Source organism: Fructilactobacillus sp. X7R9C1 (assembly GCF_059901005.1).
Map to the genome: position 1 here is coordinate 1 of NZ_JBWXVG010000059.1, position 270 is coordinate 270.

Here is a 270-nt window from a genome sequence, read left to right on the forward strand (position 1 = left end):
CAGAAACCTCTGCTAAGCAGTGCGGCGAAAGTTGTCTAAAACTTTTTAACATACAAACACCATTCCTTTAATTGACCGTTACGGTTTCAAGCGTTTCCAGATTTTTGCTGCGGATGGAAGTGGGCAAAATATACTCACGGCAGTCCCTATATATTGTCCAATCTTGTATGCCTGTTTTCCAGCAGCTTCGTAATCATAGTATCCAGAGCCTCCAGTGATGCTTGACAGCGCAGCATCATTTAGAACTAACACTTTTTCACGTGACAAATT

The 270-nt window shown here is 41.9% G+C and carries 1 protein-coding gene; it reads right to left on the bottom strand.

Annotated elements, in window-relative coordinates; genetic code table 11:
- Positions 1–78: 78 nt before the first annotated feature.
- A partial coding sequence (locus tag AC6UD0_RS07425; RefSeq protein ID WP_500708715.1) for a hypothetical protein occupies positions 79–270 on the bottom strand: 192 nt, incomplete at its 5' end.